This window comes from Maridesulfovibrio sp., from assembly GCF_963676065.1.
GTDB lineage: Bacteria > Desulfobacterota > Desulfovibrionia > Desulfovibrionales > Desulfovibrionaceae > Maridesulfovibrio.
This window is the reverse complement of record NZ_OY780933.1, coordinates 688,850-711,856: the sequence shown is the minus strand read 5'-3', so window position 1 is coordinate 711,856 and position 23,007 is coordinate 688,850. Positions and strand designations below refer to the sequence as shown.

Annotated in this window: 24 protein-coding genes; 8 read left to right on the top strand and 16 right to left on the bottom strand. The window is 48.6% G+C overall.

Features of this window, described 5'->3' with window-relative positions; genetic code table 11:
* Positions 1–119: 119 nt before the first annotated feature.
* The 3 genes from ACKU35_RS03145 to ACKU35_RS03135 all read right to left on the bottom strand — a co-directional run bounded on the left by ACKU35_RS03145 (position 120) and on the right by ACKU35_RS03135 (position 3,162).
* Positions 120–677: an XRE family transcriptional regulator gene (locus ACKU35_RS03145; protein WP_319763056.1), complete on the bottom strand. Its 558-nt coding sequence runs from the start codon at positions 675–677 to the stop codon at positions 120–122.
* Positions 678–936: 259 nt separating this feature from the next.
* Positions 937–2,583: an AMP-binding protein gene (locus ACKU35_RS03140; protein ID WP_319763054.1), complete on the bottom strand. Its 1,647-nt coding sequence runs from the start codon at positions 2,581–2,583 to the stop codon at positions 937–939.
* A gap of 12 nt (positions 2,584–2,595) precedes the next feature.
* Positions 2,596–3,162: a cupin domain-containing protein gene (locus tag ACKU35_RS03135; protein WP_319763053.1), complete on the bottom strand. Its 567-nt coding sequence runs from the start codon at positions 3,160–3,162 to the stop codon at positions 2,596–2,598.
* A gap of 321 nt (positions 3,163–3,483) precedes the next feature.
* Between ACKU35_RS03135 and ACKU35_RS03130 the strand changes: the two genes are divergently transcribed.
* Positions 3,484–4,245 (top strand): tetratricopeptide repeat protein, encoded by a 762-nt coding sequence (locus ACKU35_RS03130; RefSeq protein ID WP_319763051.1) that lies wholly within the window; start codon positions 3,484–3,486, stop codon positions 4,243–4,245.
* Between the two features lie 64 nt (positions 4,246–4,309).
* On the opposite strand, the gene ACKU35_RS03125 is transcribed toward ACKU35_RS03130, so the two are convergent.
* From ACKU35_RS03125 to hisS, 6 genes are all read right to left on the bottom strand, one after another.
* Complete coding sequence (locus ACKU35_RS03125; protein WP_319763049.1) at positions 4,310–5,590, bottom strand: transcription antitermination factor NusB; 1,281 nt, start codon at positions 5,588–5,590, stop codon at positions 4,310–4,312.
* A 16-nt stretch (positions 5,591–5,606) separates the two neighbouring features.
* Positions 5,607–6,425: a DUF116 domain-containing protein gene (locus ACKU35_RS03120; RefSeq protein ID WP_319763048.1), complete on the bottom strand. Its 819-nt coding sequence runs from the start codon at positions 6,423–6,425 to the stop codon at positions 5,607–5,609.
* 127 nt (positions 6,426–6,552) lie between these two features.
* Complete coding sequence (fmt, locus tag ACKU35_RS03115) at positions 6,553–7,503, bottom strand: methionyl-tRNA formyltransferase (protein ID WP_319763046.1); 951 nt, start codon at positions 7,501–7,503, stop codon at positions 6,553–6,555.
* A complete protein-coding gene (gene def, locus ACKU35_RS03110) occupies positions 7,479–7,991 on the bottom strand; it encodes a peptide deformylase (protein WP_319763045.1) in 513 nt (170 codons plus the stop codon). Before def ends, fmt begins: the two co-directional genes overlap by 25 nt.
* Before the next feature lie 217 nt (positions 7,992–8,208).
* On the bottom strand, positions 8,209–10,032 hold the full coding sequence (gene aspS, locus ACKU35_RS03105) for an aspartate--tRNA ligase (protein ID WP_319763043.1): 1,824 nt from the start codon (positions 10,030–10,032) through the stop codon (positions 8,209–8,211).
* Between the two features lie 31 nt (positions 10,033–10,063).
* On the bottom strand, positions 10,064–11,302 hold the full coding sequence (hisS, locus tag ACKU35_RS03100) for a histidine--tRNA ligase (protein ID WP_319763041.1): 1,239 nt from the start codon (positions 11,300–11,302) through the stop codon (positions 10,064–10,066).
* Positions 11,303–11,495: 193 nt separating this feature from the next.
* Between hisS and ACKU35_RS03095 the strand changes: the two genes are divergently transcribed.
* Together ACKU35_RS03095 and ACKU35_RS03090 are read left to right on the top strand one after the other, a co-directional pair.
* Positions 11,496–11,966 carry a DUF2628 domain-containing protein gene (locus ACKU35_RS03095; protein WP_319763039.1) on the top strand — a complete coding sequence of 157 codons (471 nt, stop codon included), beginning with the start codon at positions 11,496–11,498 and terminating at the stop codon, positions 11,964–11,966.
* Between the two features lie 37 nt (positions 11,967–12,003).
* Positions 12,004–12,906 (top strand): caspase family protein, encoded by a 903-nt coding sequence (locus ACKU35_RS03090; RefSeq protein ID WP_319763037.1) that lies wholly within the window; start codon positions 12,004–12,006, stop codon positions 12,904–12,906.
* A gap of 77 nt (positions 12,907–12,983) precedes the next feature.
* Here the strand turns inward: ACKU35_RS03090 and epsC are convergent, their stop codons facing one another.
* The 5 genes from epsC to buk form a co-directional block, all read right to left on the bottom strand.
* Positions 12,984–13,868 carry a serine O-acetyltransferase EpsC gene (gene epsC, locus ACKU35_RS03085; RefSeq protein ID WP_319763035.1) on the bottom strand — a complete coding sequence of 295 codons (885 nt, stop codon included), beginning with the start codon at positions 13,866–13,868 and terminating at the stop codon, positions 12,984–12,986.
* A 10-nt stretch (positions 13,869–13,878) separates the two neighbouring features.
* Positions 13,879–14,802, bottom strand: a complete 924-nt coding sequence (gene cysK / locus ACKU35_RS03080; RefSeq protein WP_319763034.1) for a cysteine synthase A — start codon at positions 14,800–14,802, stop codon at positions 13,879–13,881.
* Between the two features lie 137 nt (positions 14,803–14,939).
* Entirely contained in the window at positions 14,940–16,130 is a 1,191-nt protein-coding gene (gene nifS / locus ACKU35_RS03075; protein ID WP_319763032.1) for a cysteine desulfurase NifS, read from the bottom strand.
* A 3-nt stretch (positions 16,131–16,133) separates the two neighbouring features.
* On the bottom strand, positions 16,134–16,973 hold the full coding sequence (gene nifU, locus ACKU35_RS03070; RefSeq protein ID WP_319763030.1) for a Fe-S cluster assembly protein NifU: 840 nt from the start codon (positions 16,971–16,973) through the stop codon (positions 16,134–16,136).
* 248 nt (positions 16,974–17,221) lie between these two features.
* Positions 17,222–18,310, bottom strand: coding sequence for a butyrate kinase (gene buk / locus ACKU35_RS03065; RefSeq protein WP_319763028.1), 1,089 nt, complete (start codon positions 18,308–18,310; stop codon positions 17,222–17,224).
* 208 nt (positions 18,311–18,518) lie between these two features.
* On the opposite strand from buk, the gene ACKU35_RS03060 reads away from it, so the two are divergent.
* A complete protein-coding gene (locus ACKU35_RS03060; RefSeq protein ID WP_319763027.1) occupies positions 18,519–19,166 on the top strand; it encodes a TetR/AcrR family transcriptional regulator in 648 nt (215 codons plus the stop codon).
* Here the strand turns inward: ACKU35_RS03060 and ACKU35_RS03055 are convergent.
* Positions 19,163–19,462 (bottom strand): hypothetical protein, encoded by a 300-nt coding sequence (locus ACKU35_RS03055; RefSeq protein ID WP_319763025.1) that lies wholly within the window; start codon positions 19,460–19,462, stop codon positions 19,163–19,165. The two genes, ACKU35_RS03060 and ACKU35_RS03055, sit on opposite strands and share 4 nt — an antisense overlap.
* Before the next feature lie 132 nt (positions 19,463–19,594).
* Between ACKU35_RS03055 and ACKU35_RS03050 the strand changes: the two genes are divergently transcribed.
* The 4 genes from ACKU35_RS03050 (at position 19,595) to ACKU35_RS03035 (ending at position 21,777) form a co-directional block, all read left to right on the top strand.
* A complete protein-coding gene (locus ACKU35_RS03050) occupies positions 19,595–19,768 on the top strand; it encodes a hypothetical protein (protein WP_319763023.1) in 174 nt (57 codons plus the stop codon).
* Between the two features lie 28 nt (positions 19,769–19,796).
* Positions 19,797–20,333, top strand: a complete 537-nt coding sequence (locus ACKU35_RS03045) for a Fic family protein (RefSeq protein ID WP_319763021.1) — start codon at positions 19,797–19,799, stop codon at positions 20,331–20,333.
* A gap of 216 nt (positions 20,334–20,549) precedes the next feature.
* Entirely contained in the window at positions 20,550–21,074 is a 525-nt protein-coding gene (locus tag ACKU35_RS03040) for a DarT ssDNA thymidine ADP-ribosyltransferase family protein (protein ID WP_319763019.1), read from the top strand.
* Positions 21,075–21,081: 7 nt separating this feature from the next.
* Positions 21,082–21,777, top strand: a complete 696-nt coding sequence (locus ACKU35_RS03035) for a DUF6977 family protein (protein WP_319763017.1) — start codon at positions 21,082–21,084, stop codon at positions 21,775–21,777.
* Between the two features lie 85 nt (positions 21,778–21,862).
* Here ACKU35_RS03035 and ACKU35_RS03030 read toward each other — a convergent pair whose 3' ends face one another.
* Positions 21,863–22,801: a tRNA (adenine-N1)-methyltransferase gene (locus ACKU35_RS03030; protein ID WP_319763015.1), complete on the bottom strand. Its 939-nt coding sequence runs from the start codon at positions 22,799–22,801 to the stop codon at positions 21,863–21,865.
* Positions 22,802–23,007: the final 206 nt, after the last annotated feature.

Below are 23,007 nucleotides of genomic sequence, written 5' to 3'. Positions count from 1 at the left end.
GTTTCTCCACGGAGGATGTCTTGCATCCAGTCGCTGTTGTTTGACGTTTAATTCTCAGATGTAAAAACCGTGTTTTTTACCGCAGGCCGCAGGCACACTCGGGTGCATCAGGCGACCTGCTAGAGAATGACGTCCAGCATACGTGCGGATTTGCCGTCAAGACCGCGCAGGGCGTGGGGAGTGTTGGAATCAAAATACAGGGAATCGCCTTCTTCAAGCTCCAGCACGGAGTCGTCGAGTCTTAGTTCAAGGCGTCCTTCAAGCACGTATATGAATTCCTGCCCCCGGTGGGTTGTAAAATTCATATCCGCAACCTCTTTGGCCGGCACTTCAACCATAAAAGGTTCCATGCGTCGTCCCACAAAAGTGGATGCGAGGTTTTTGTAATCGTAATCCTTGCGGCGATCTACATTCAGTCCTTTACCTTTGCGGACCAGTGCGTAGTTGGTCAGGTGGGCTTCACTGCCGGAAATCAGGACCGTCAGGCCGACTCCGCAAATATGCGCCACATCCATCAGGTAACTGACCGGGATTTCTACTGTGCCGGATTCATACTGTTCGGCACGTTCCGGGGTAACCCCGACTTTCTCGGCCAGATCTTCAATGCTCAGGTCCATTGCATCACGCAGGCCGGCAAGCCTCGGTGCAATTTCCTTATAAGCCTGTTCGTTACTCATCTTGCCTCCATTTAAGGTGCCTCGGGCGGCCCTTAGGGAACCAAAGAAACTTAAGTGCGCCTCTTTCTGGTACTTATCCCTTCCGGACTCTCCAAAACCTTTAATCAAGGCTTCGCCGCCGTCAGCGTAAAATAGTCATTTTTGAAAATGCAAGATTCCCAAATTTAACCTCTTACAAATAGACAAAAGGTTTTGGGACTCTTAAACCCTTTCGTAAAAGGGTTTAAAGCCCCCGGCATGTCCGCCGGAGGCCTTTAAATTATGCGTCGGGATAAAGCTCGGCAGCCATGTCCCGCAGTTTGTATTTTTGAATCTTGCCGCTTGCGGTCATAGGGTAAGCGTCAAGGAAAGTAACGTATTTTGGAATTTTGTAGCGGGAAATCTTACCCCGGCAGTAATCGATGATATCCTGCTGGGTCATTTCCACGCCATCCCTGAGGATGATGAATGCGCCGACTTGCTCGCCGTATTTCTTGCTGGGCACACCGGCAACCTGTACATCGAGAATCCCTTCCATTGTGTAAAGAAATTCTTCTATCTCACGGGGATAAATGTTTTCACCGCCACGGATAATCATATCCTTGAGGCGACCTGTTACATCTACGTATCCTTCTTCATCCATGGTTCCGAGGTCACCGGAATGTAGCCATCCGTCTACGTCAATGGCGGAATTGGTGGCTTCGGGATTGTTGTAGTAGCCCTTCATAACGTTGTAGCCGCGGCAGCAGATTTCACCTGTTACGCCAGGAGCGCACACCTCACCCGTTTCAGGATGGATGATAGCGACTTCAATTTCAGGCATGGCCTGTCCGACGGACTCGGTACGGCGCTGCAGGCTGTCAGTTATACGGGTCTGGGTCATAACCGGGGAAGCTTCGGTAAGCCCGTAGCAAATGGTTATGTCGGTCATGTTCATTTTGTCCATGACTTTTTTCATTACCTCAATCGGACATGGCGACCCGGCCATAATTCCGGTGCGTAATGAAGAATAATTAAATTTTTCAAAAAGCTTGTGCTCAAGGATGGCTATGAACATGGTCGGTACACCATAAACGGCGGTACACTTTTCCTGATCAATGGAGGCCATAACCAGCAGAGGATCGAATCCTTCAAGGATAACCATGGTGGTGCCGTGGTTTACTGCTGCCATCACGCCGAGCACGCATCCGAAGCAGTGGAAAAGGGGCACAGGCAGGCAAAGACGGTCACCCGGTTTGAACCCCTGATTCTCACCGATCCAGAATCCGTTGTTGCTGATGTTGTAATGAGTCAACTGTACGCCTTTCGGGAATCCGGTGGTTCCTGAAGTGTACTGCATATTGACAACATCGTGCGGGTCAAGGGTAGCCTGACGCTCTACGTAATCTTCTTCTGTGGTTACGGCGGAGAGGTTGATCACTTCGGCCATGGAGTACATGCCGCGGTGTTTTTCCTGTCCGAGGAAGAAAACCCTTTTTAGATTCGGATAAGTTTCACTCTTGAGATAACCGCGTTCCTGAGTTTTAAGCTCGGGGACAAGGTCGTAAATAGTCTGGAGATAGTCGATCTCCCGGAAACCGTCGATAAGGACCAGGTTTTCGCACTCCGACTGCTTGAGCAGGTAGTCCAGTTCAGTGCTTCGATAGGCTGTGTTTACGGTCAGCATCACGGCCCCGATCTTGGCGGTAGCGAATTGCAGGGCGACCCAGTAAGGAACATTGGTCGCCCAGACGGCAACCTTTTCGCCTTTTTCAATGCCGAGGGCCATCAGTCCCATGGCAAGGTCATCCACCAGTTCACCGAATTCGCGGTAGGTCAGACGAAAATCGCGGTCCACGTAGACAACGGCCTCCTGTTCGGGCCATTTCTCTACCGCCTCATCCAGCAGTGCTCCGAGAGTCAGGTCTCTGAGGTGTGATTGGTTCATGAAGATCCTCCCTTATTCCGGGAAATAAAGAACCGCGTAAATGTCACACTTCTCGTTGCCTTCAGCAGCTACGTAGTGCGGGACCACGGAATTGAAATAAACACTGTCGCCTGCTTCCAGCACGCTTTCTTCCTTGCCGTAAGCCACTTTCAGCTTACCGGAAACAACGATGATGAACTCTTCGCCTTCGTGGGATGTCATTTTGGGCGTATCATCCTCAGGCTGTATTTCAATGAAAAACGGTTCCATGTGGCGGTCGCTCTTGCCTTTGGCAAGTGAGAAGTATTTCATGGAAGCAGTATTTTCTTTATCGGAATGCATGGAGAATTCTTCTTCACGTTCTCCAAGTTTAACAATAAGCGGATCTTTGCTGACCTGATCGTCAAGAAATGTTCCAAGCCTGACACCGAGAGCTCTGGCAATTTTAAGTAGAGGACCTAGGGATGGGTATTTTTCTTTTTCTTCAACTGCTTTAAGGAAATCTTCTCCGAGGCCGGTGCGCTTGGAAAATTCTTTAAGGCTGATTTCCTGTTTCTCCCTGAATGATTTAATCCGCTGTCCTACTTTTGCTTTGCTCATAGTTCCCTCTACTGGTCTAAGGCCTTTATTCGGCTTTTGATAAATACAACAAAATAGTTAAAGAATGAGTACTTACATTAATGCCGCGCGTTTGTCATCTGCGCAAGCTTACATAAGCATATTTCCAACTACCTACTCAGGAAGCGTAACACTATAGGTTAGTTAAAGAAAAATGAAGAGCAAAATTAACAACTAAGTTATTTTAGTTGTAAAATTAATTTTTTGCGTTTTTTATGTTTTAGGCTCTTTTGCCAGTGGCATTTTTACTGAATTTTATCTATAGTTTGCAAAATTTTAAGGAAACCAAATAAGGATTCTCAAATGGCCTCTGCGGAACAAAGTACGGGAAAGCAAAAAATAAAGGGTGTATTCTCCAGTCAGAATGTCCAGAAGATAGGGACCGGCACTACAGTGCGGCGGACTATCAGCAAGATGTACTGGATGGCAGAAGAACTTACACCGGAGAGTGTCGAAGTTCAGGCTTTGAATACAGATTATGTACCGTCTGGACCGAAATCAACTGTTCCCATGGAAGAATTCCTTTCAAAGTATTCTCCAGAACCTGAGTTTTATGTTTCCACTGTTTATCCCAAGATGCAGGAGCTCAATACAACTATTGAGCGTGGGGAGAAAGCAAGGCAGGCCGGGGCGACTTACAGTGCTGAGTTTGAATTTCAGAACGCGCTTGGCGTGGATGAGGATAACGTAAAAGCTAATTTCGGTCTGGGATTGACATATATGGAACGCGGGGAATCCAATAAAGCTAACGATATATTTAACAGACTGGTTAAGCTTGATGCCGCATTTCAGACAGAACATAAGCATCTTTTCAATGAATTCGGTATTAACTTACGCAAGACAGGAATGCAGGATCAGGCCATTGATTATTATGACCGGGCTTTGGAAATGACTGCTAACGATGAGAATCTTCATTATAATATCGCCCGTGCTTATTTTGAAAAAGGAGTGCTCGATAAATGCTCCGCTCATTTGAAAAAAGCCCTTGATCTAAATCACGAGCATGTGGAAGCCTCAAAATTTCTTGAGTTCCTAAAAAAGCATCATCCTGATCAGGTCTCGTAGACGTGCCAATCTCAATAAATTTTAAATCCCCTTCCATCTGATGATGAAAGGGGATTTTCTTATTTTATTTCTTTTCAATTAATGCAGAATAAAAGAATTCACGCAGTTCCGAGTCCGGTGGTGTCGTCCACTCTTTGAGTGGGGCGGCGTCTTTATGCCGTTTCAGGAAGGACGCGATCTGGCGTTCGTTCTCATCTGGATTGAGGGTGCAGGTGATGTATGCCAATTGACCGCCTTTGCGGATTGTTTCCCAGCTGTTGTCCAGAATGCGCGCCTGTAAACGGACCAGTGAATCCAGGTCTTCAGGAGTACGCTTGAACTTGGTATCCGGCCTGCGGGAAAGAACACCCAGTCCAGAGCAGGGTACATCCAGCAGAGCGGTTCCGATGGAGGCTTTTGCCAGTGGCGGGTTGATTGCCGAGGCACGGAAAGCAGACACTGAAGGAGTTCCTTTTTTTAAAGCCGCAAGTCTTCTGGCGTGGGGGTCGCTTGCAATAATGGGTGAAATCTTTTTTGAATGCAGGAAACGCGATTTCCCGCCGCGCCCGGAACATCCATCCCAGACTGGAGTAGGCCAATCTGTAGGGGTAAGCACGGCCAGTGCTTCGCGTGCTGCGTAGCTCTGACGGTTCACAGAATCTTTCAAGCCTTTAAAAGCTTCAGGCCAGTAGCCGGAATAAAAGGCGAAAGCCTGTCCGTCCGAGGCGATATAATCTTCCTCTTCCAATAACTGGATGGCCGCTGCTTTGGCTTTTTTGTCTTGTGTATCGAGCACAAATCCTGCTGCCGGAGCACAAATTTGAGCTTCGAGATACAGTTCGGCCTTATCGCGACCATAGCTGTCCACCCAGAGTTCAACAATCCATTCCGGGCAGGAGTAATAAGCGGAAAGAAATTCTATATCCGAGTCGCAGCGGCGGCGGAAAAAATCTTCATCAGCACCGTCTTCGGCCAGTCGGGCTACTTTGCGCAGTACGGCGTTCGCCAGTCCTCCGAGTTTACCCCGGGAAAGACGTTTTGCGGAATCCACACCCCAATCCACGGAAGCATAGGCCGGAACATCCATATGCAGGATTTCATATGCGGCCATACCCAGAACCCGCAAAATGGGCTGGGGCAAGCCGTCCGGACGGGAAAGAAAACAATTCAGGACAGATTGTAATCTTATGCGCATGCGCAGGTAGCCGTACAGGATTTCAGTAACAAATCCACGGTCACGACCGTCAAGACCTGCGTTGGTGAGGGCATTGTCTAAAACCGCTTGTGCATCCGCTCCCCCGTCAAGGGCGCGGGTAACGCATTCAAAGGCAACTCCCCGAGGTCCGGGTAAAGAATTTTTCTTCATTTGTTGGTGTCCCGGCTTATAGCCCGGTAAGAGGAGTCAAACCTACATTTTTATCCGCATCTTCAGGAAGTTTGTCTTCCTTGAGAAAGCGGCGCAAAGCATTTTCCACATCAATGAGTGAAACCTGCGTATCAAGGCAGGGTCCGTTAGGACGTTCGTTGAGCACACCGTAAACTGGAAGCGGATAGGTATCTTGAATGCCGCTGGCTAGGTCGCGTTCACAGGCAATGGCGATGATCATGCGCGGACGGTTCTGCACAACCAGACGGCGGGCAATGGTTCCCCCGGTTGCCACGTGGAAGTGGACTCCGTATTTGTCGCGCAGTTCAAGAAGGCCTTTGATTGTACACAGGCCGCAACGTTTGCAGTTATCAATATCGTAAGTCAGGCGCATGTCACAACGGCTGGCCTGCAGGCAATGCGGAGTCAGGATCATGATTTTTTCAGGATCAAAGCGGCCGACCTCGGAAAGAACCAGCTCATTGTTGACCTTGATAAAAGATCCTCTGATCTTGCGCTTGGAAAGTCCGAAAATACGGCCCAGAATGGTCATCAGGGGCAGGAAAAGTTTTACGCTTAGTCCCCTTGCTTTATGCGAAAAGGGAAAAGTCCGGTGCAGCACTACATTAGCCAGCAGTCCGGCGTAGGCCCAGCCCACCAGAACAATGAGCGCGAAAATGAACAATCCCCAGCTGATAGTTGCCCACGTGCCGAAAGAATCCAGCCCTGCATAAGGTACGTACCAGAGCAGCCCCAGGAAAGCACAGAGAAGCATACAGGTCCCGGTGATCAGACCGATGAACAGACGCTTTTTGTTATCTTTTTCTACACTCATTTATAAACTCATAATTAGATGCGCTTCGCGCTTTTCTTTACAGCTTGCCTCCGGCGGCCCTTCGGGGACCAGAGAACCTTTTTTCTAAAGGGGTTTAATGCTCTCGGCAGGGTAGCCGAAGGCATTCCTAGCATTTATTCATATAGCCGCACATGAAGGCCTTGCCGTCCATTTCTTTCTTTCCGGCGGGCTTCACCTTGGATGCGAGGTAAATTTTATCTTTGCAGGCGATGCCGAGCATACCGTCATATTCGTCGACGATGGTTCCGGGGGCATTGTCACCGACTTCTTCATCACCGGGTTTACCGGGTCGGAGCACAAGACGGAGAGGCTCTTTGCCCTCTGGAGTCCAGAAGTAATAAGCACCGGGCCATGGATACATGCCTCTGATTTTATTATGAACGTCTTCAACCGGTAAGTTCCAGTCGATCAGTCCCTCTTCCTTGCTCAGCTTTTCTGCGTAAGTGGCAATGGAGTCGTCCTGAGGAATTATGGACAAACGACCATCCCGGTAGCGCAGCAATGTTTCCATGACCAGAGGGCCGCCCATGGCAGCCAGCTCATCGTGAATTTTACCGGTAAAATCATCCCATGCAATCCCGAGCGCCTGTTGCAGCAGTATGGGGCCGGTATCAAGGCCGGCTTCCATTTTCATGATGGTTATGCCGGTGGCGTGATCACCGTTTGCAACTGACCTGTGAATGGGGGCAGCACCGCGATATTTGGGCAGCAGAGAAGCATGCACGTTGATGGGCATAACCGCAGGAATGTCCAGCACCGCTTGCGGCAGGATCAGCCCGTAGGCCGCAACAACCAGAAAATCGGGCTCAAGAGAACGCAGTTCTTCAACATCTTTCTCATCCTTGAAATTCAAGGGCTGGTATACCGGGATGTCATGCTTTAAAGCGACTTCTTTGACAGCGGAACAACGTACCTTCTGCCCGCGCCCGCATTTGCGGTCCGGCTGGCTATAAGCGGCAATGACTTCGCAGCCGTCCCATTCCACGAGATATTCGAGAATGGTGGACGCAAAGTCCGGTGTTCCCATGAAAACTATTTTCCAGCGCTTTTCTGCCATTTTTTTACCTTCTTATCGTACATTGCACGTTTCAGGCGGCCAACACGGTCGACAATAAGAGTTCCGTCCAGATGATCAATTTCATGCTGCAGCACTATGGCCAGAAATTCGTCAGCTTCAATGCGTAAGTCATTACCTTCAAGATCGGTCCCGGTAACAGTTACTGCTTCGTGGCGTTTGATTACGCATTTGAAACCGGGGCAGGAAAGGCAGGCTTCCTCGGAATCCACCTTCTGACTGCTTTTTTCAACGATTTCAGGGTTGATGATGACCTGCAGTTCTGTGCGTTCTTTGGGACCGGAAGGGTCAATTACGATCAGGCGCTTCTGAAGACCGACCTGCGGAGCAGCAAGGCCCACGCCGTCGTCAGCATACATGGTCTCAATCATGTTATCGATCTGTTCCTTAAGCTCAGGAGTTACTTCTTCAACTCTGGAACAGACTTCTTTCAAAGACTCTTCAGGATAAGCTAAAATATCTAATTTCATATTTATGCCTCCGGCGGCCCTTCGGGGACCAGAGAACCCTTTTAAAAAAGGGTTCTCTGGACTCTCCTAAAACTTTTTTCAGGGCTTCGCCATCGTTAGCGTAAAGCTATTTTTTTATCTCAAGTAAGCACTGCTCTCCAAGCTACCCAAAAAAATTATTAAAAATTTTTGGGATTCTTAAACCCTTTCGCAAGGGGTTAAGCCGCCGGAAACATTCTTACGCTTCTTTCTTTTCTCTAAGGCGGATACCGAGCTCACGGAGCTGGGTAGCGGAAACACCTGCGGGTGCTTCAGTCATCAGGCAGGTTGCTTTCTGTGTTTTGGGGAAAGCGATTACGTCCCTGATGGATTTCGCGCCGCACAGAATCATAATAAGTCTGTCCAGACCAAAAGCAATACCACCATGCGGCGGTGCGCCGAACTGAAGTGCATCCATGAGGAAGCCGAATTTGGCGCGGGCTTCTTCTTCATCGATACCAAGTGCAGCAAACATCTTTTCCTGCATTTCCGGGGTATGAATACGGATGGACCCGCCGCCTACTTCATAGCCGTTCATTACGAGGTCGTATGCGCGGGCAAGTGCGTCTGCGGGCTTGTCACTCAGTTCGTCAATCTGTCCTTCCTGCGGTGAGGTAAAGGGATGGTGACGGGCGACATAGCGTTTTTCTTCGGGGTTGTACTCAAGCAGCGGAAAGTCGGTGATCCAGAGCGGGGCGAATTTGGACTCGTCGATGAGTTCAAAACGTTCACCGATTTTGATGCGCAGGGCAGCGAGAGCGGCGTTGACGATATCAGCTGCTCCAGCCTGGAAGAAGAGAATGTCGCCGGGCTGGCAGTTGGTGAGCTCGCGCAGTTTGGCGCATTCTTCTTCAGAGAAGAATTTAACGATGGGTGACTGCCAGTCGCCGTTTTCCTTAACCTTGATCCATGCAAGACCTTTGGAACCGTATATTTCAACGAATTTGGTATATTCGTCGATTTCCTTGCGGGAAAGTTCGGCTCCATTCGGTACGCGCAGGATTTTGATCAGTTCGGAGCTGGCGAAAACTTTGAAGTCGGAACCCTTGAAGATTTCGGTTGCTTCCTGAAGTTTGAGGTCGAAACGTACATCCGGTTTATCGCAACCGTAATCACGCATGGCGTCTGCGTAGGTCATGCGGGGGAAAGCAGCGGGAAGCTCAGTTTCGATGGTCTCTTTGAAGACGGTGCGAACCATTTCTTCTGCCATGCCCATAACCTGCTCTTCATTAACAAAGCTCATTTCGATATCAATCTGGGTGAACTCGGGCTGGCGGTCGGCGCGCAGGTCTTCATCGCGGAAACATTTAACAATCTGGAAATAGCGGTCCATGCCGGAAACCATCAGCATCTGTTTGAAAAGCTGAGGGGACTGCGGCAGGGCATAGAAATCACCGTTATTCATGCGGCTGGGTACGAGGAAGTCGCGTGCTCCTTCGGGAGTGGACTTGGTCAGTACCGGAGTCTCGATTTCGAGAAAACCGAGATTGTCGAGGTAACGGCGTACGGACTGGGCGGCCTTGTTGCGCAGAATAAAGTTCTTGGCAAGAGTAGGGCGGCGCAGGTCCAGAAAACGGTATTTGAGACGCAGCATTTCGGAAGCATCGCTACGGTCTTCAATGGCAAACGGAGGAGTTTCGGAAGTGTTGAGCAGCTTCCACTCGTCAACAACAATCTCGATTTCACCGGTGGTCAGGTTGGTGTTGCGCATGCCTTCGGGGCGTTCGCGAACTTCACCTTTAATGGCGACCACGTATTCGGAGCGGATAGCGTGGGCGCGCTCATGGGCCTCTGCATTGTGTTCAGGGCTGAAAACAACCTGAGTGAGGCCTTCGCGGTCACGCAGGTCGATAAAAATCAGCCCGCCGTGGTCACGGCGAAACTGAACCCAGCCCATGATCAGGACTTTTTCGCCCAGGTTTGCAGCTGTAATCTGGTTGCAGTTGTGGGTCCGTGTCCAATCGCCAAGAGGCTCAATCACCCGGTATTCGTCATAATCGCGTTCTTCAATCTGTTCAGACATTTGCGTCTCTCCCGATATTATTTGAAATTTCTTACTTAAAATATTCGGTACGGCTCACAGTTTCCTGCTCCCCGTCTTCGGCCATATCCTTAATGGTGACCGTTCCGTTTTCATATTCGTCCGCGCCGAAGATAAAGCATTTCTGCGCGTTGATTTTATTAGCATACCGCAACTGGGCTTTCATGCTTTTGGCAGCGAATCCCACTTCTCCTTTAAGACCGGAGCGGCGGAGTTTTTCAGCAAAAATGAGTGAATCCTTGGCTGATCTTTCATCTACCAAAGCCACATAGAAATCCGTGGACGGTTCGTACTCGCCATCCAGAAGCATGGCAAGACGTTCCATTCCGCAGGCAAAACCGATTGCCGGAACCTTCTTGGGGCCGCCAAGTGATTCCACCAACCCGTCATAACGACCGCCACCGGCAACAGCTGTCTGCGCTCCAATCTCCCCTGAAGTCACCTCAAAGGCGGTTCGCTGGTAGTAGTCCAATCCACGAACAAGGCGGGGATTGAGGGTATATTGGAGTCCAGCCTCGTCAATCAGAGCGATGACGGTATCAAAATGATCACGACACTCTCCGCAAAGGTGATCCGGAAGAATTGGTGCCTTCTCGGTAAGGGCTTTGCAATTCTTGCTTTTGCAGTCAAGTACTCGCAGAGGATTTGTGTCCATGCGACGCTGGCAATCTTCGCAAAGCTGTTCCCGGTCAAGAGAAGTCAAGAAATCCTTCAGGGCCTGATTGTACTTGGGACGGCATTCAGGACAACCAAGGGAATTCAATTCGAAAGAAAGTTTTTGCAAACCGATACTACTTAAAAAGGAAGAGAGCATGAGCAAAACTTCAGCATCGGCCTGAGGTTCAGCTGCTCCGAAAACTTCCGCATCAATCTGATGAAACTGACGCATGCGGCCAGCCTGCGGTCTTTCGTACCTGAACATTGGACCGTAGGTAAAAAATTTGCTGACCTTGCCCGGCTGGTAGACCTTGTTTTCCACGTATGCGCGGACAACCCCGGCGGTCGCTTCGGGACGCATAGTCAGGGAGCGGCCCTTACGGTCGGGGAAGGTGTACATTTCTTTTTGAACAACATCAGTTTCCTCACCGATGGAACGACAGAAAAGTTCTGTTTTTTCCAGAATGGGAACTCTCAGTTCACCGAAACCGTAAGAAGTGAAAACATCTCTTGCGGTCTTCTCCATGAATGCATATCTTGCGCTATCTTCAGGGAAGAGGTCTGCAACGCCTTTAATTTTTTGTATTTTTGCCATTTTTATTCTCTTTGCGAATTCCCGGGGTGTGCTGATATTTGTGTCCCGCCCCCGGTACGGAGCGTGGAACCAAATTTCGTTAGTCCATTATTATATGAATGTCAAAAAGACGCGCAAGATCTTGTCCGTTTTTGATGACTATATTGCTAATTGTTTAAAGCTGCGGCATTAGAGTTACAGGAGATAAAACATTATGGAAATGATCACTTCACAGGATTATCAGGAATACATAGGCCCCAATGCGGGTAAATATCTTTTTAACTTTGCAAAATTCCAGCAATTGCATGACGGTTTTACCGTTACGTGGCACTGGCCTGCATTTTTGTTCGGGTTCTGGTGGTTTTTGTATCGTAAGATGTATTTTTGGGCGGCGATCACATTTTTGATCGGTTTTCTGCCCTTTGGAAATTTCATCGCTCAGATCGGTTACGGAATGAGTGCATACTTTTTTTACTACCGCGACAGTACCGCCAAAATAGGAGCCATCAAATCAACCGCTCCGGCGGGCGGGGCCTCGGTGATCATGCGCGATACCGGTGGAGTCCACAGCTGGGTGAAGATTGTCGGCCTGATTTGTTTTTTCCTGCAGCCACTCTGGATCTTTTTTATGTCCCTTTTCTTCGGAAGTGCTTTCATCTTTTCTTTCCATCAAGTTATGGTATAAAGAAAAAAGACATTCATATCTTGAAGGGGGGTTTATAATGAAAAATAATGTATCATTCGGGCTGTTCACTTTTTTTCTAGTGGCGGCCATTTCCACCACGCTGCTTTTTGCGAGTGATTGTCTTGCCCAGAAGCGGTTGGCTCTGCTTATCGGTAACTCGGCATATACGAAAATAGGCGCGCTTAAAAATCCTGTTAATGATGTTACAGCCATGAATCGTTCGCTAACAAAAGCGGGGTTTGATGTGATGGTTGTAAAGAATGCCGACCGCTCCACCATGGGTAGAGCCATTGATGATTTCGGGCGCATGCTTAAAAATTATGATGTGGGTTTGTTTTATTTTTCAGGGCACGGTTTGCAGGTTAACGGCATAAATTATCTTTGCCCTCTGGGTATGTCCATTCAGGGGCAGTCGGACGTGCAGTATGAAGCTGTGGATGCCGGAAAGGTGCTGGCCAAAATGGAAGATGCCGGAAACCGCATGAATATTGTAATCCTCGATGCCTGCCGCAACAACCCCTTTAAGCGCAGTTTTCGTTCCATGCGCAGCGGTCTGGCCCAGATGGATGCCCCCACCGGCTCCTTTATCGCTTTTGCTACCGCACCGGGCAAGACAGCCCTTGACGGACGCGGCAACAACAGCCCTTATGTGACCCATATGCTGAGCAATATGAACCGCAAGGGCCTGACCATTGAACAGTTTTTCAAGAAGGTCCGTCAGGGAGTCATTAAAGATACCAGCCGCAAACAGGTTCCGTGGGAATCTTCTTCGCTGGTGGGTGATTTCTATTTTTCCGGCAAAGGATCTTCCGGTTCTTCGCAGTCTTCAAGCCAATCTTCCACAACAACACCGCAACAGCAGACTCCGCCTCCAGCCCCGCCTCAGACGCCGAAGCCCAAGAATAACGGCGACGAAGTCATGGATATGCTGCTGAACTAACTGTTTTTACGTAAAGTATAAAAAAGGGAGATTCGATAGATCGAATCTCCCTTTTTATTTGTGTTTTAAGGATCTGCCTAGCGCTGCAGCAGCCGTGCTCCCGGCTCCACTGATTTAGTCACCCAGACATTACCGCCGATGACCGATCCTTTGCCGATGGTCACTCTGCCGAGGATGGTGGCCCCGGAGTAGACGATGACGTCATCTTCCACAATGGGATGACGGGCGATTCCCTTGATCAGGGTGCCGGAATCGTCCTGCGGAAAGCTTTTGGCCCCGAGAGTCACGCCCTGATAGAGGCGTACGTTGCGGCCGATGATGCAGGTCTCGCCGATCACGGTACCGGTACCGTGATCGATAAAGAAATGCTCTCCCACCTGCGCTCCCGGATGAATATCTATTCCTGTCTTGGAGTGGGCCATCTCGCCGATAATGCGTGGAATGAGGTCTACATTCAGCTTGTAGAGTTCGTGGGCGATGCGGTGATGGGTCATGGCGATTATGCTGGGATAGCAGAAAATAGTTTCGCCGGGACTTTTGGAAGCGGGATCACCAACATATGCGGCCTGCACGTCAGTGGCCAACAGGCGGCGTATTTCAGGCAGCTTACCCATGAATTCTGACGCGATGCGTTGGGAATCCTCCTCGCATCCCGAACAGTTCCGTTCGTCGGTATTGCAAAAGAAGCAGTGTCCGCGCAGGATTTGTTCTTCCAGAATCCTGTAGGCTACATCAAGGTTGCCCCCGATGTGGTAGCGCATGGTTTCGGGGCGGATTTCGGAATCGCCGAAATATCCGGGGAAAAGTACAGCCCGCAGCCTTTCCACAAATTTGCCAAGCTCCGGAATGGAAGGCATTGGGCGGTCATGCTCAGGCATATGATATACTGTCTTGTATGACTCTTCCTCACACAGGGTGTCCACAACCTTCGTCAGCATAGTGCTGGCGTCTTTACTAACCATTATCTCGACCTCAGTCCTTGAACAGAGCGGTGCTTAAATAACGTTCTCCGGTATCGGGAACCACAAACACCACCAGCTTGTCCTTGTTTTCTTTTCTTTTCGCAATCTCGATTGCCGCATGGGCCGCTGCCCCGGCTGAGATTCCGCATAAAATTCCTTCTTCCTGCATAAGTCTGCGGGCCATGGAGATACCGTCTTCGTCCTTGACCTTTGCAACTTCGTCAATCACATCCGTATTCAGAACTTCGGGAACAAAACCTGCCCCGATGCCCTGAATCCCGTGCGGACCGCCGGATCCCCCGGACAGGACCGGAGACTTTTCCGGTTCAACCGCAACAACCTTAATGGCTGGGTTGCGTTTCTTAAGCTCTTCCCCGACTCCGGTGAGAGTACCTCCGGTGCCGACTCCGGCTACGAAAATATCAATTTTGCCGTCAGTATCGTCCCAGATTTCGTTTACGGTTTTATTACGGTGGGCAAGTGGATTATCGCTGTTTGCAAATTGCAGGGGCAGGAATGCATCCGGGTTAGCGTCCGCAATCTCTTTGGCTTTATTCACCGCTCCGGTCATGCCTTTGGCCGCGGGGGTCAGCACGAGCTCAGCGCCGAATCCTTTGAGCAGGTCCTTGCGTTCCTGACTCATGGATTCCGGCATGGTCAGCACCAGTTTATAACCCTTCACAGCGCAGACAAAAGCCAGTCCGATTCCGGTGTTGCCGCTGGTCGGTTCCACCACAGTAGCACCCGGCTTTAAGTCACCGCGTTTTTCAGCTTCCTCAATCATGGAAACACCGATGCGGTCTTTGACCGAGGAGCAGGGATTAAAAAATTCCAGTTTGGCAACTACGTTTGCTACGCAGCCTTCATTCACTTTATTTAATTTCACTAGCGGGGTGCCACCCACCAGCGAAATCATATTTTCATGTATATTCATAAATGCCTCCGGCGGCTTAAATCTGTTATTAAGCTCCGTTCACTATCAGTAAATTTTATGCGCTGGCAACCACTCCCTCTTACAGCTAGGTGAGGCCGGACTGAAAGTTTCTACGGCCGCCGGAGGCATAACAATTTTTAATGATCGTGATCGTCCTTCCAGTCCAGTCCTTCATCACCCCGGCGGAAGGGGGACATCTCGCGCAGCCTGCTGATAATGGGCGGAAGTTCCTTAAGCACGAGGTCTATATCCTCATCGGTATTGTAGATCGACAGGGAGAAACGTAGCGATCCGTGAGCGAAAGTAAAGGGAACACCCATTGCCCGGAGCACGTGCGAAGGCTCCAGTGATCCGGAAGTACACGCTGAGCCGGAGCTGGCAGCGATTCCGAACTGGTCCAGCAGAAGCAGCATGGCTTCACCTTCAATGTACTTGAAAGCTATGGACAGGGTGTTGGGCAGTCTGTTTTCCGTATCGCCGTTGATGATGGCGTCGGGAATGGAAGCCATCAGCCCCTTTTCAAGACGGTCACGCATGGCCCGCACACGGGTGTTTTCTTCATCGATGTGCTTGGTAGCCAGCTCCATTGCTATGCCGAGGCCGATGATGCCCGGAATGTTTTCCGTTCCGCCGCGTCTGCCGTTTTCCTGATGACCGCCAAGCATAAACGGGCGGAAGGGCGCATTTTTGCGTACGAACAGAGCACCGATGCCCTTGGGTGCATGAATTTTATGTCCGGAAAGGGCAAGGTAGTCGACCGGCAGGGTCTGCAGGTCGATGGGGATTTTGCCCACGGCTTGTACCGCGTCAGTATGAAAAAGCACGCCGCGTTCTTTGGCTATCTCTGCCATTTCCTGAATGGGGGAAATAACGCCGGATTCGTTGTTGGCGTACATTACCGAAATAAGGGCGGTGTCGGGCCGGATTGCCGCCCGGTACTGATCGAGGTCGAAAAGACCTTTTGAATCAACCGACAGAAAGGTCACATCATAACCTTTGCGCTCATAATGCTTGGCAACATTAAGCACGGCCGGATGCTCAACACGGGTAGTGATGAGGTGACGTTTCTCGGGTTGGGCTTCCAGAGCGGAGAATATCGCTGTGTTGTCTCCCTCGGTGCCGCAGGAGGTGAAGATGATCTCGTCAGGAGAGCAGTTCAGACCAGCAGCGATTTTCTGCCTGGCCTGTTCCATGAGCATGCCGGACTGACCTCCGAGGCGATGCATGGAGGAGGGGTTGCCGTACTCGTCTCCAAGCAGGGGAAGTATCGCATCACGTACTTCAGGGGCGACCATTGTCGTGGCGTTGTTGTCGAGATATACTGACATGTTTTAGCCCTCCCGTACTGTGATTTCTGGTTCAACGGTTTCCTTGAGGCGTCTTTCCACAAATCCCTTGAGAGTGTGTCCGCTGGAAGGGCAACCCACGCATGATCCGCGCAGGGATACAATCACATCGTGCCCGTCAATGTCGATAAGCTCAATGTCGCCGCCGTCCTTGTTCAGGGCCGGGCGGATTTCTTCATCAATAGTCTTGGAGACCAGTTGGAAACGCTTGATGTTGGTCATCTTGGCCGGCTTTTCCGGTTCCGGTGCGGGCTTGGCCGCTTCGCCGGTGATGGTTTCAGTAATGATCTCCTGAATCCGATCATGACATTCTTCACAGCCTCCACCGGCCTTGGTGAAGTTGGTCACTTCTTCAAGGGTGGTCAGCTTGTTCTCTTCAACTGCCCGTCTGATCTGGACATCAGTGACGCCGAAACACTTACAGACAATTTCACCTTCCGGCGCAGGGGCTGCATCAAGGCCGCGATACTTGCGGATTGCGTCTTCAAGAGCTTCCTGTCCCATAACCGAACAATGCATCTTTTCCTTAGGAAGCCCGCCGAGAGCTTCGGCAATTTCCTTGTTGGTAACCTTGCTGGCTTCATCAAGAGTCATGCCCTTGATGATTTCTGTAAGTACTGAGCTGGAAGCAATCGCGCTGGCACAGCCGAAAGTTTGAAACTTGGCATCCAGAATCCGTTCATTCTCATCTATTTTGAGAAAAAGCCGCAGGGCGTCCCCGCAGGAAAGTGATCCGATTTCACCGATGGCGTCAGCGTCTTCAATTACCCCTACATTGAGTGGGTGGAGAAAGTGTTCCTGAACCTTGTCTGTGTATTCCCACATATTATCCTCCGCATATTCGTTGTGCGAGTCAGGTTTGTAAGATTATTTAAAGCATACCCTCTTCTAAAGGATAGAGAAATAGAAAAAAGTTGCTTTTTAAGTTAATTTCATACCATTTTAGTATAGTTTATTTTACGCTCAAGCCTCAGGCTTGGCAAGTTTTTATACTTTCAAAGTATAAATTAGGTTTTTATCTTTAAAAAGCAAGAGGCTGAGCTGTTGGAAATTAATTTTTTTTAAAAGAGAGGCTAGGCGCGATAATCCTGTGGACGCATTTCCCCGCGAAGTACAGCCAGACCGCCGCGGCCCATTACTTCCATTTCTTCCAGCCCGGTGATCACATGCACTGGGGCAATAAAGCCGACAAGCTTTTCTATACCGGTAACAAGACGTTTGCTACGGGCCAGACCGCCGGTTAGAATCACTGCATCTGCCGGGGCCTTGCGCGTTTCCTCGCTTATGAGGGCCGGAATGTACGAGCAGATGTGTTTTGCAATGTTGTAGACTAGGCCGTCAAAGACCAGCTTAGCCTTCTCATCACCCGCATCTATGCGCGGTTCAATCAAGCGGAGGTCGTTGGTTCCGGTCAGACCGAGCAGGCCGCAGCCGGAGGTGATGGTTTTTTTTAACTCCGCACAGCTGTATTTGCCGGATTCCACAAGCTCGATGAGCGGGACCAGTGGAAGAGTGCCGGAACGTTCAGGGGTGAAGGGGCCTTCGCCGTCAAGCCCGTTTAAGACATCGACAATTTTACCTTCGCGATGGGCCCCAATGGAAATCCCTCCGCCCATGTGAGCGACTAAAAATCTTGATTTTTCATAGTCCAGTCCCATTTTAGCCGCGACACTGCGCGCTGCTCCTCGCTGGCTGAGGGCATGAAATACGCTGCGTCTGGTGATTTCCGGCAGACCGGTGATTTTGGCTCGCGGCTCAATTTCATCAGTAACCGGCGGGTCCATAATAATTGAAGGGACAGACCATTTTTCAGCCAACTCACGGGCAATGATTGCTCCCAGATTGCAGGAATGGGAGCCATAGCGCTCGTTTTCAAGGTCGGAGATCATTTCATCAGTTATTGTATAAGGTCCTCCGGGGATAGGCCTAAGCAATCCTCCGCGGCCTACGACCATATCCGGTGTACCCTGCTGAAGCTCATCTCTAATAAGTTCCATAATAGCCGCACTGCGAAACTCTTTCTGCTCCATTGCATTGGAAAATTTATCTATAATTTCGCGGGGGTGGTTTGCTTCTGCGTCAAAGCATAATTTTTCATCGTTAAAAATTGCCACCTTAGTAGAAGTGGAACCGGGATTGATTACAAGAATTCTAGACCCCATTCATTGTCTCCGTATGTTTTCTGCAAGTTTGAGTTTCCGCATTATGTGCTAAAATTAATAAAAACAAAAGTAACACCATGCGCTATCGGATTCCTTGACTAAAATCAGAGTGGAGTTACTTTTTAAATATGTTATAATTTCAGATGCAAAGAGATTATAAGTTATCCGCAACTATCTGCAAATAAATCTATCAGCAAAAGGCCGGCATATGACATTAAAAGTAGTACCTATCAATACACTTACCGCTACACGCCGTAAAATCCTGCATGCCGCCTACAAATGCGCTGCCAAAAGAGGATTCAATAACCTTGATGTGGATGAGATAGTTCTTAAAGCCGGGGTGTCCCGTAAAATTCTTTACCGTTATTTTAACGGCTTGGAAAATTTGATGAGTGAGCTTGCCGTCTCCGGGATGTACTGGCCCACAACCGAGGAGTTACTGTCCAATGCGCCTGTAGAATTTCCGGAAGTAGAGCCGGAAAAGCAGGTGGCCGCATTTTTCACCGCCCTGCGTCGGACTCTGGAGACAAGGCCGGATACACTACGTCTGCTTGCTTGGGAAATGCTTGAACGAACGCAGCTCTCGGATCTTCTGGAGGATGTGAGGGTGCGAACCGCGCTGGAATTTTTTGAGCACATGACCCCGGATGTCCCCGATGATGTAGACCTTGCCGCCGCGGTGGCGATTTTGGGGGGAGCCATATCCTACCTTTCCATACGTTCTTTAAACACCAAGCATTACGGCGGCGTAAGCCTGCAGGATGAAGTTGGCTGGGACCGGATGGAAAAGGCTATGGGTGATATGTTACGCGGGCTGCTTTGCCCCTGCCGGGACCCGAATGCGCAGGAGCGTTAGCGGCGCATTCTGAAAAAAATGACCAGAGGCGAAGATACAGCCATAACGAGCATCGCAAGTTGCGGTGAAAGGAGTTGCTGTGCGCCGAGGCAGACCCCGAGTACAAGCAAAAACCACGGAATCCAGCCCTCCACATAAATCTGCCCGGCAGGCCCGAAAATAAAACAGAGTACCAGCCCGATCCAGAGCACTCCCGGCTTTGTGCGCCGCAATCTGGTGCCCAGTATAAAGGGCAGAATTGTAGCTCCGAGGATGATGACAACAGTGAGGATGGTGTTCATTGTGGATGGTTCCATAAGGGTGCTCCTTTAAGCAGGCCGGTTCTTGCGGTTGCCTTTTTATTCTCCAAGTATTATTATTTTCCCATGATTAAAACAGCTAAATATAATTTCAATACAGCCAAACGTCCGAAAAGGAAAAAGGAAATTTTGCGACGTCGTCTTATGCACGCAAAAGCGTCTTTGGGAATTGAAGGATTGTATTTAACTGCTGAAGAACTCAGTGTTTTTGAAGAGTGCATCCAGAAGGAATGTTCTTTTGAAGAACGCACAACTCTTTTGAAAGAACGGTTTCCAGAGCATGCCCACGCGATACGCCCATAGCGACGTATATACTTACGATGGTTCATCCGTGCTGAAAAATAAAGGCGGATATGAAAATAAAGAGGCGCTTGATAAATTCGAGCGCCTTTCTGTTGCCAATCGTATGATGGAAGATATGCCGGAAGGATCTTTTGATTACCGGCATCTTAAAGATATCCACTTTCATCTATTTCAAGATGTGTATGACTGGGCTGGAACTGAGAGAAATGTTTCCATAAGTAAAGGCTCTACTCTTTTCGCGAATCCACGACATATAGAAGGCGTTGTAAATGTTCTTTTGTCTGAATTGAAAGGCGAGCAGTATATAAAAGACTACGATCCTGCTGATTTTGTGGAACGGGCAGCGTATTATATGATCGAGTTAAATCTAGCCCATCCATTCCGCGAGGGGAATGGCAGAGCCCTTCGTGAATTTTTATCGTTATTAGCTGATAACGCCGGGTACGGGATAGATATAGAAAAATTACAACATGGATGGCTTGAAGCTTGTGTTGAGGGTGTCAGCGGAAGTGGACAGCCGATGTGTGATGTTATTGCCGAGGCCTTGGTTCTTTATGAGGATTAAGAAATTGATTGCCGGGTATGTATTGAAGAGTTTGTGTGGGGTTTTGGAGCGGGTGAGGTAGGTATTTATAAAGTTCTTCGTTTGTTGGAGATTTAAAAGCCCCGCCGACAAATTTGGTTCCGGGGCTTTTGTTTTTACATATGTATTTATTTTTGCTCAACGGTTGGTTATTATGATTGCAATAGTCGCACATTCGATAAAAAATGGAGGTAATATATGAAAACAATATTGAATGGTCGAGGTGTTACTAAAATTTATCATTTTACAGACAGAGGTAATATTCCGTCTATTATTGCAAACGGTGGAATACTGTCGTTGAGAAGATTGGAAGAAAAAAGTGTAGAGGGTGTAATTTATGGAGGTAATAATTGGTCTCATGATGCTGATAGATTTAAAGGCGTTGATGAATTTGTTCATTTGGCATTTTTAAATCAGCATCCAATGGCGTACACTGCTGTAAGTAATGGTCGAATAAACAGTATCTGTTGGCTTGAAATCACACTCCAAATACTAGATATTGATGGTGTTAGGTTTTGTAACGATGTCTCAAACAAGGCTGGAGTGGATATACTTGCAAATGCAGAAGCTATTACTAGTATAGATGTTGAGGGGATTTATGATTGGCTAGATTTTAATGAAGATGGTAATATGGCACGAAAAGCTAGAGCAGAGAAGTCAGAGGTGTTAATTCCAAATTTAGTGCCTTTGGAAAATATTTTAAACATTAATAATTTTATATAATTTTGATATGGCAAATAGACCTGTATACGTTGCTTCTTTGGATAGCTTAGGGGTTAGGATTGTTCCTACTGAATTTAAATGGTTTTCAGGATATTCTGTATCCCAAAAGCAAAAATCAATAGCTGATTTGCACTTAAATGCTCGACAAAAAGGAATTGACAAGATTCTTGAAGTATCGAGTAAGTCTCCTGAAGAAATAGGAGTTTGTTTGAGTGCGTTCAATTTGAAATCAAAAACTTTGGGTGGGGACAGAGAGTTCTCTGTTGAATCAGCTTTTCAAGGAAGCAAGGTTTTTGAGCAAGGAGGACCGTATAAAGATTTAATTTTTTCTGATTCGCGGGCAGCTAAAAAAGATCAAAGAATAAAAAATTCTGGCCCTTTAAAGGCTTTTCGTTTTTTTCATTACTTTTTTGAGTTGGAGCCGAAGACCTTTTTTTATGATTGGCTGTATGTAAATACATTGCTTAAAAATAAGGAGTTAATCGAAGGTGTAAAAGACTATAGAGCATTTACCGATATCGAGTTCAACCCTAAAAAATCATTGAATTGTCAAGCCTTTTCTCTTGCTTTATTTCGTTCTTTGTTAGCAGCTAATTGTATTGATTCTGATAAAATTGAGCCTGATCAATTTAAAGTTCTGACAACTGAAATATATGATCAGGTTGTCGCGTTTAGGGAATTTTATACTCAACTTAGCTTGTAGTTACTGTTTATCATAAAATAAAGCCGGACCTCCCAAAAGAGATCCGGCTTTCATCATAACATCTTCAACTATCTACAACTGAAATCTATTCAGCCTTTTCCTCATCAGAAGATTCAGCTTTCTTCTCTTCAGTCGCTTCGGTAGCTTCAGGAACATCTTTCTTGGCGTGAATCATGTCCTTTCTATCTACATGATACTTATCAGCTGCGGGCTTGCCGCGATTCTCACGCTTTTTCTTGGGCGGTTCCACGCTCATTTCGCAGCCGGCCATGTTGCGGGCGAAGACGAGGTATCCGGTGTGGCCTACCATGCGGTCTTCGGGGCGCAGACGTTCTGCGATGGGCTTGTAGTTACGCACTAAAATTTCACAGACTTCCTGCTCTTCAAAGGGCATGTCTTCCATGGCCTTTAAAAGGTCGCTGACCTGATTGGTGGTCGGCAGCAGGAAACCGCACATTGCGCCGGGGATAACTGCCTTCGGGATGTGATGCAGGTAATCCCAAGGATTCGGTACGTCGAGGAAGAGGGCGTCGCAATCGCTGGCGAGGAAGCCGTCTTCGATGTTCAGGTTGAACTGCTCCACGCGGTCTTCAAGTCCGGCCCATTCGAGGTTCTTGCGGACCAGCTTGTAAAATTCGGGGCGTTTTTCGTGGGTATATACCTTACCGGTATCACCAACATAGAAAGCCAGCGCGGTGGTCAGTCCGCCTGATCCTGATCCTGATTCAACAACTCTGGTTCCGGGGCCGATTCCCAGTTTGAGCAGCAGATAGCTGATCTCTTTGGGGTACATAATCTGGGTCTGGCGTTTGAGGCCCTTGATGATGTCGTAGATGGTCGGTTTCAGAATCTGATATTTGTGGCCCAGATGGGTTTCCACAACTTTACCGAACCCGGCAGCGAGGATGTTGTCGGTCAACATCATTCCGTCGTGGGTGTGTATTTCTTCCCCTTCATTGATCATGCGCAGATAGCGCTTGCCTTTGGGGTTGATAAGCAAAATTAATTGTCCAGCTTCAAGCATGAGACTTCCTCCTGAATTGATCTACGGCCCGATTACGGACGAAAGCGCATAAAGTCAAGGCTGCATATAAAGCATCGTCTGCTGCGTTGCTGTAAAAACACCGAAACTCACGTATGTTGGAATGCGTGTCGTTCCTGTATTTTTCTTGTGCCTTGCATATGGCACTTTCTATGCAACTTTACCAACATATATAACTTGTGTTTTTT

Bases quoted from the DNA above. Each gene is read 5' to 3' on its own strand.
- ACKU35_RS03145 (WP_319763056.1), bottom strand. From the start codon at position 677: ATGAGTAACGAACAGGCTTATAAGGAAATTGCACCGAGGCTTGCCGGC.
- ACKU35_RS03140 (WP_319763054.1), bottom strand. From the start codon at position 2,583: ATGAACCAATCACACCTCAGAGACCTGACTCTCGGAGCACTGCTGGAT.
- ACKU35_RS03135 (WP_319763053.1), bottom strand. From the start codon at position 3,162: ATGAGCAAAGCAAAAGTAGGACAGCGGATTAAATCATTCAGGGAGAAA.
- ACKU35_RS03130 (WP_319763051.1), top strand. From the start codon at position 3,484: ATGGCCTCTGCGGAACAAAGTACGGGAAAGCAAAAAATAAAGGGTGTA.
- ACKU35_RS03125 (WP_319763049.1), bottom strand. From the start codon at position 5,590: ATGAAGAAAAATTCTTTACCCGGACCTCGGGGAGTTGCCTTTGAATGC.
- ACKU35_RS03120 (WP_319763048.1), bottom strand. From the start codon at position 6,425: ATGAGTGTAGAAAAAGATAACAAAAAGCGTCTGTTCATCGGTCTGATC.
- fmt (WP_319763046.1), bottom strand. From the start codon at position 7,503: ATGGCAGAAAAGCGCTGGAAAATAGTTTTCATGGGAACACCGGACTTT.
- def (WP_319763045.1), bottom strand. From the start codon at position 7,991: ATGAAATTAGATATTTTAGCTTATCCTGAAGAGTCTTTGAAAGAAGTC.
- aspS (WP_319763043.1), bottom strand. From the start codon at position 10,032: ATGTCTGAACAGATTGAAGAACGCGATTATGACGAATACCGGGTGATT.
- hisS (WP_319763041.1), bottom strand. From the start codon at position 11,302: ATGGCAAAAATACAAAAAATTAAAGGCGTTGCAGACCTCTTCCCTGAA.
- ACKU35_RS03095 (WP_319763039.1), top strand. From the start codon at position 11,496: ATGGAAATGATCACTTCACAGGATTATCAGGAATACATAGGCCCCAAT.
- ACKU35_RS03090 (WP_319763037.1), top strand. From the start codon at position 12,004: ATGAAAAATAATGTATCATTCGGGCTGTTCACTTTTTTTCTAGTGGCG.
- epsC (WP_319763035.1), bottom strand. From the start codon at position 13,868: ATGGTTAGTAAAGACGCCAGCACTATGCTGACGAAGGTTGTGGACACC.
- cysK (WP_319763034.1), bottom strand. From the start codon at position 14,802: ATGAATATACATGAAAATATGATTTCGCTGGTGGGTGGCACCCCGCTA.
- nifS (WP_319763032.1), bottom strand. From the start codon at position 16,130: ATGTCAGTATATCTCGACAACAACGCCACGACAATGGTCGCCCCTGAA.
- nifU (WP_319763030.1), bottom strand. From the start codon at position 16,973: ATGTGGGAATACACAGACAAGGTTCAGGAACACTTTCTCCACCCACTC.
- buk (WP_319763028.1), bottom strand. From the start codon at position 18,310: ATGGGGTCTAGAATTCTTGTAATCAATCCCGGTTCCACTTCTACTAAG.
- ACKU35_RS03060 (WP_319763027.1), top strand. From the start codon at position 18,519: ATGACATTAAAAGTAGTACCTATCAATACACTTACCGCTACACGCCGT.
- ACKU35_RS03055 (WP_319763025.1), bottom strand. From the start codon at position 19,462: ATGGAACCATCCACAATGAACACCATCCTCACTGTTGTCATCATCCTC.
- ACKU35_RS03040 (WP_319763019.1), top strand. From the start codon at position 20,550: ATGAAAACAATATTGAATGGTCGAGGTGTTACTAAAATTTATCATTTT.
- ACKU35_RS03035 (WP_319763017.1), top strand. From the start codon at position 21,082: ATGGCAAATAGACCTGTATACGTTGCTTCTTTGGATAGCTTAGGGGTT.
- ACKU35_RS03030 (WP_319763015.1), bottom strand. From the start codon at position 22,801: ATGCTTGAAGCTGGACAATTAATTTTGCTTATCAACCCCAAAGGCAAG.